At 71.5% G+C, this 5,317-nt stretch carries 5 protein-coding genes; 1 reads left to right on the top strand and 4 read right to left on the bottom strand.

Features of this window, described 5'->3' with window-relative positions; genetic code table 11:
* Window positions 1-52: 52 nt before the first annotated feature.
* The 3 genes from Apa02nite_RS43770 to Apa02nite_RS43760 are packed head-to-tail and all read right to left on the bottom strand — an operon-like array spanning window position 53 to window position 2,905.
* Window positions 53-850, bottom strand: a complete 798-nt coding sequence (locus Apa02nite_RS43770; RefSeq protein ID WP_203830386.1) for an ABC transporter ATP-binding protein — start codon at window positions 848-850, stop codon at window positions 53-55.
* A 28-nt stretch (window positions 851-878) separates the two neighbouring features.
* A complete protein-coding gene (locus tag Apa02nite_RS43765; protein ID WP_203830385.1) occupies window positions 879-1,874 on the bottom strand; it encodes a FecCD family ABC transporter permease in 996 nt (331 codons plus the stop codon).
* Window positions 1,871-2,905 (bottom strand): FecCD family ABC transporter permease, encoded by a 1,035-nt coding sequence (locus Apa02nite_RS43760; RefSeq protein ID WP_203830387.1) that lies wholly within the window; start codon window positions 2,903-2,905, stop codon window positions 1,871-1,873. The genes Apa02nite_RS43765 and Apa02nite_RS43760 overlap by 4 nt, the downstream gene beginning before the upstream one ends.
* A 110-nt stretch (window positions 2,906-3,015) precedes the next feature.
* Here Apa02nite_RS43760 and Apa02nite_RS43755 point away from each other — a divergent pair, with 110 nt between their 5' ends.
* Window positions 3,016-4,050 (top strand): ABC transporter substrate-binding protein, encoded by a 1,035-nt coding sequence (locus tag Apa02nite_RS43755; RefSeq protein WP_373873092.1) that lies wholly within the window; start codon window positions 3,016-3,018, stop codon window positions 4,048-4,050.
* Window positions 4,051-4,106: 56 nt separating this feature from the next.
* On the opposite strand, the gene Apa02nite_RS43750 is transcribed toward Apa02nite_RS43755, so the two are convergent.
* Entirely contained in the window at window positions 4,107-5,126 is a 1,020-nt protein-coding gene (locus Apa02nite_RS43750; protein WP_203830383.1) for an MBL fold metallo-hydrolase, read from the bottom strand.
* Window positions 5,127-5,317: the final 191 nt, after the last annotated feature.

Here is a 5,317-nt window from a genome sequence, read left to right as displayed (position 1 = left end):
GACGATCTGTACGCCGGCGGACGCACGAAAAAAAGATCTTGACCTTGACGGGTCAGGCGGCCGGGACGCGCTTGCGGGCGGCCGGGACCACCAGCGGCGTGCCGGTCTCCGGATCGTCGATGACCCGGCAGGGCAGGCCGAAGACGTCCTCGACGAGTTCCGCGGTCAGCACCTCGCCGGGCACGCCGGACTTGGCCACCTTGCCGTCACGCATGGCGATCAGGTGGGTGGCGTAGCGGGCCGCGTGGTTCAGGTCGTGCAGCACCGCGACGAGCGTGCGGCCCTGGCGTTCGTGCAGCTCGGCACAGAGGTCGAGCACCTCGATCTGGTGCGCGATGTCGAGGTACGTGGTCGGCTCGTCGAGGAGCAGCAGCGGGGTCTGCTGTGCCAGCGCCATGGCGATCCAGACCCGCTGCCGCTGGCCGCCGGAGAGCTCGTCGACGTTGCGGTCGGCCAGGTCGCCGACGCCGGTCGCGGCCATCGACTCGGTGACCACCTGCTCGTCCTGCGCGGACCAGCGGCGCAGCAGGCCCTGGTGCGGGTAGCGGCCGCGGGCCACCAGCTCGGCCACGGTGATCCCGTCCGGCGCGGTCGACGACTGCGGCAGCAGGCCGAGCGTCCTGGCGACCGTCCGGGTGGGCAGGGTGTGCACGTCGCTGCCGTCCAGCAGGACCGTGCCGACGGTCGGCTTGAGCAGCCGGGACAGCGCCCGGAGCAGGGTCGACTTGCCGCACGCGTTCGGCCCGATGATCACGGTGAACGAGCCGTCCGGGATCTCGACGCTGAGGTCCTCGGCGATGACCCGCTTGTCGTAGGCCAGCGTCATCCCGGTACCGCTGAGTCGGGTCATCTCTGCTCCTGCTCGTCGAGGTCGTTCATCAGATCCGTCCCGCCTTGCGCTCCGTGACCAGCAGCCAGACGAGGTAACCGCCGCCCAGCACACCGGTGACCACACCCACCGGGATCGGATAGCCGGAGTGCATGGCCAGCCAGTCCGCGCCGACGGTGAGCAGCCCGCCGATCGCCATCGACGGCAGCAGGTTCGGGCCGGGCGCGCGGGTGACCCGCTTGGCGATGTTCGGTGCGATCAGCGCGACGAACTGCACCGGACCGGCGGCCGCCGCGGCACACGCCACCACGATCGCGGCGACCAGCAGCGCGACGGTGCGCAGTCGCTTCACCGGCACGCCCAGCCCGGCCGCGATGTCGTCGCCCATCTCCAGCATCCGCAGGCCAGGACCACAGATCAACACCAGCAGGGGTACGGCGATGAGCAGCACCCCGAGCAGCGGGAGCGCCTCCTCCCAGCCCCGGCCGTCGAAGCTGCCGGTGAGCCAGAGCATGGCCCGGGCGTTCTCCATCTGCACGCCCTTGGTCAGCAGATACCCGCTGATCCCGTTGAGGATCGCGGTCATCCCGACGCCGATCAGGATGAACCGGTACCCGTGCAACCCGCGCCGGCCGCCGATCAGCTGGATCAGCAGGGCCACGCCGATGCCACCGGCCACCGCGGCCAGGGAGAGCTGGGTGCTGGTGCCGCCGAGGATCACCACGGCCAGCGCGGCGGTGCCCGCGCCACTGGTGATGCCGAGCACGTCCGGGCTGCCCAGCGGGTTGCGTACCAGCGACTGGAAGACCGCGCCGCCGGCCGCCAGGGCCATCCCGACCAGGATCGCGGTGATCACCCGGGGCAGGCGCAGCTCGTTGACGATGAACGCCTGGGCGACGGTGCCCTGGCCGAACAGGGTCCGCACCACGTCACCGGCGGCGATCGGATAGTCGCCGGTGCCCAGCGTGAGCACGGCCACCGCGGCCATCCCGATCAGGGCGACGACACCGACGACCGCGGCGCGGGGGCGCGTGACGACGTTCATTTGGCCACTCGCACCAGGTAGAGGAACAGGGGGCCGCCGAGCACCGCGGTGACCACGCCGACCTGCAGCTCACCGGGGCTGCCCAGCACCCGGCCGAGCACGTCCGCGCCGACCAGCAGCACCGGCGAGAGCACCGCCGTGTAGGGCAGCATCCAGCGCAGGTCCGGTCCGGTGAACGGGCGGACCAGGTGCGGGATCAGCAGGCCGACGAAGACGATCGGGCCGCACGCCGCGGTGGCCGCGCCGCAGAGCAGGGTGACCGCCACGATCACCATGACCCGGATCAGGCCGGGCCGGGCGCCGAGCGCACTGGCCGCGTCGTCACCGAGCGACAGTGCGTTGAGCGGGCGGGCGCAGGCCAGCGCGACCAGCACACCGGCCGCGATGAACGGCAGCACCCGCCGGATCGTGTCGAAGTCCGCACTGGCCAGCGAGCCGACCGTCCAGAACCGCATCTTCTCGATCGAGGCGGTGTTCGCCAGCATGATCGCGCTCACGTACGAGTACAGCGTCGCGTTCAGCGCCGCCCCGGCCAGCGCCAGCCGTGCCGGGGTTGCCGCCCGGCCGCCACCGACCGCGTAGACCAGCGCCGTGACGATCGCGGCGCCGAGCAGGGCGAACCAGACGTACCCGGAGAACGTGCCGATGCCCAGGAACACCGCGGCGCTGGCCACCGCGGCCGAGGCGCCCGCGTTGATGCCGAGCAGACCGGGGTCGGCGAGCGGGTTGCGGGTCAGCGCCTGCATGATCGCGCCGGCCAGGCCGAGGGCGACCCCGACGATCAGGCCCTGCAGCGTCCGCGGCAGCCGCATCTCGTGCACGATCCGGTAGTACGGCGAGCCGGAGTCGACGAGCCCGGCCCACACCTCGCCGGGGGACAGGAAACGCGCGCCGAACCCGATGCCGAGCACCAGGACGGCGGCGAGCACCACGAGGGCGATCAGCAGCCCGGCCAGCCGGGCCGAGCGCCGGGACGCCGCCGGCGGCGCGGGGCTGACCCGCTGTTCGGAGAGGGTGTCGATGGTGGACAGTGGTGGGCTCCCGTCGGCTTTCGGCGGATCCTGTTGACGCGCGTTCGGCTCGTTAGGTTAGCCTAACCATCCACACGGTCGAGTGACCGGTCTGCTGTCCTGCGAAAGATGTGAGCATGTCATTTTCCTCCCTGCCCCTGTCCCGTCGTGGCCTGCTCGCGGCCGGTGGCGCCGTCGCCGCCGGCGCAGTCCTGAGCGCGTGTGGCGGTAAGGACGACGACACGTCCACGCCGGCCGCCTCGGCCGCCGCCGGCCCGTGGACCTTCACCGACGACCAGCCCAAGGAGCTGAAGGCGGACAAGTCCCCGTCGAAGATCGTCGCGTTCACCGGCACCGCCGCCGCGCTGGTCGACCTGGGCCTCCAGGACAAGATCGTCGGCGTCTTCGGCGAGACCAAGAAGGCCGACGGCACCGCCGAGGCGCAGGCCGGCTCGCTGGACATCAGCAAGGTCGAGATCGTCGGCAACGCGTGGGGCGAGTTCTCCGTCGAGAAGTACGCCGCGCTCACCCCGGACCTGCTGGTCACCCACCAGTTCGACCCGGGCGCGTACTGGTACGTCCCGGACGAGTCGAAGGACAAGATCCTCGCGGTCGCCCCGTCGGCCCTGATCACCGTCGGCCGCGTGCCGCTGAACAAGCCGATCGAGCGCTACGCCGAGCTGGCCAAGTCGCTGGGCGCCGACCTGAACTCGGCGACGAACGTCGCGGCCAAGGCCCGCTTCGAGAAGGCCGCCACCGACCTGTCCGCCGCCGCCAAGGCCTCCGGTGGCCTCAAGGTGCTGTTCGGCTCCGGCGCCGCCGACATCTTCTACGTCTCGAGCGCCGCGGTCAGCACCGACCTGATGTACTTCAAGGAGCTCGGCGTCGACCTGATCATGCCCGAGGTCAAGGGCGCCGACTACTACGAGTCGCTGAGCTGGGAGAACGCCGACAAGTACCAGGCAGACGTGATCTTCCTGGACGCCCGTACCGGCACCCTGCAGCCGAAGGACCTGACCTCGAAGCCGTCCTGGAACGCGCTGCCCGCGGTCAAGGCCAACCAGATCTTCCCGTGGCAGGCCGTCCCGATCTTCTCCTGGAACGGCGCCGCCCCGCTGCTCGAGGCGATCACCGCCGCGATCACGAAGTCGAAGAAGGTCGTCTGACCTTCCGTTGTGGCCTTGTGGCCTTGTGGCCTTGTGGTCGGCCGTCGCCGGTGCTGTCAGCCGGCGGCGGTCGCTCGTTCCACCACGTCTCCGGACCAGCGCACCGCGCCCCGGTCGGCCAGGTAGCGGACGTGCGCCATGGTCTCGGCGATCGCGCCGACCCGCATCGGCCCGATCTCCGCCCACGGCCGTGACCAGGTCAGGTTCGCGGCCAGCTGCCAGATCGTCGGGCTGCCCAGCCTCTCCACGGCCGCCACGATCTCCTCGCAGCGCAGCTCGTGGTGCGCGCGCAACCGGCGGGACCGGGCCGCGATGCCCCGGAACCGGTACTCGTGCGCGGGCAGCGCCTCCAGCTCGTCGTACGCGGCCACCTTCGCCAGGGACTCCAGGAACGCGGCGAGCGGCGACGAACCGGGCCGTTGCAGACCGATGTTCGGGCTGATCCGCGGCAGCAGGTGATCGCCGGTGAGCAGCACCCCGGCGTCCGCGTCGAGGAGGCAGATGTGGCCCGGCGTGTGCCCGGGCGTCCACACCGTGCGCAGATCCCGCCCCTTCACCGGCACCGGATCACCGTCCTCGAGCAACACGTCCGGCTGGGCCGGATCGGACAGTCGATGCTGCCCGATCGTGCCGGCCAACCCGGCGATCTCGTCCTCCGGCACGTGGTGCGCCCGCAGCCAGCCGTCGGCGGGACCGTGCGGTTGCAGCGCGTCCCGCTCGGCCGGGTGCATGGCCACCCAGGTGCCGGCGCTCTGCAGCCTCGCCGAGAGTCCATGGTGGTCGGAGTGGACGTGAGTGACCACGACGCCGAGCACGTCTTCCTGCTTTGCACCCGCGGCGACCAGGCCTGCTTGCAGCGCGGCCCAGCCTTCGTCACTGTCCCAGCCCGGGTCGACCACGACCAGGCCGTCGTCGCCGGCGATCAGGTAGGACAGGGTGTAACGCAGCGGACTCCGCGGAATCGGCACCGGCACCGACCAGATCCCCCCGGCCAGCCGCTCGACCGGCGGCAGCACACCGGCGGCCCAGGCCGCGCGCTGACCGATCCCGGTCACGACAATCTCGTCGGCGGCCATCCGAACCCCATTTCCCAGACGATCCCCGTCCAGGAACCAGCCCCCATCCTGACACCCCGCCCCGACCACCCACCCGCACCCCACGCCCCGTGATGATCTCGCGCGTAGCCGCGTAGCCGCGTAGCCGCGTAGCCGCGTAGCCGCGTAGCCGCGTAGCCGCGTAGCCGCGTAGCCGCGTAGCCGCGTAGCCG

Source organism: Actinoplanes palleronii (genome assembly GCF_016862315.1).
In the GTDB taxonomy this organism is placed as follows: Bacteria; Actinomycetota; Actinomycetes; order Mycobacteriales; family Micromonosporaceae; genus Actinoplanes; species Actinoplanes palleronii.
The sequence above is the reverse complement of the archived record's forward strand: the minus strand, read 5'-3'. Positions and strand labels throughout refer to the sequence as shown.

Bases quoted from the DNA above. Each gene is read 5' to 3' on its own strand.
- Apa02nite_RS43770 (WP_203830386.1), bottom strand. From the start codon at position 850: ATGACCCGACTCAGCGGTACCGGGATGACGCTGGCCTACGACAAGCGG.
- Apa02nite_RS43765 (WP_203830385.1), bottom strand. From the start codon at position 1,874: ATGAACGTCGTCACGCGCCCCCGCGCCGCGGTCGTCGGTGTCGTCGCC.
- Apa02nite_RS43750 (WP_203830383.1), bottom strand. From the start codon at position 5,126: ATGGCCGCCGACGAGATTGTCGTGACCGGGATCGGTCAGCGCGCGGCC.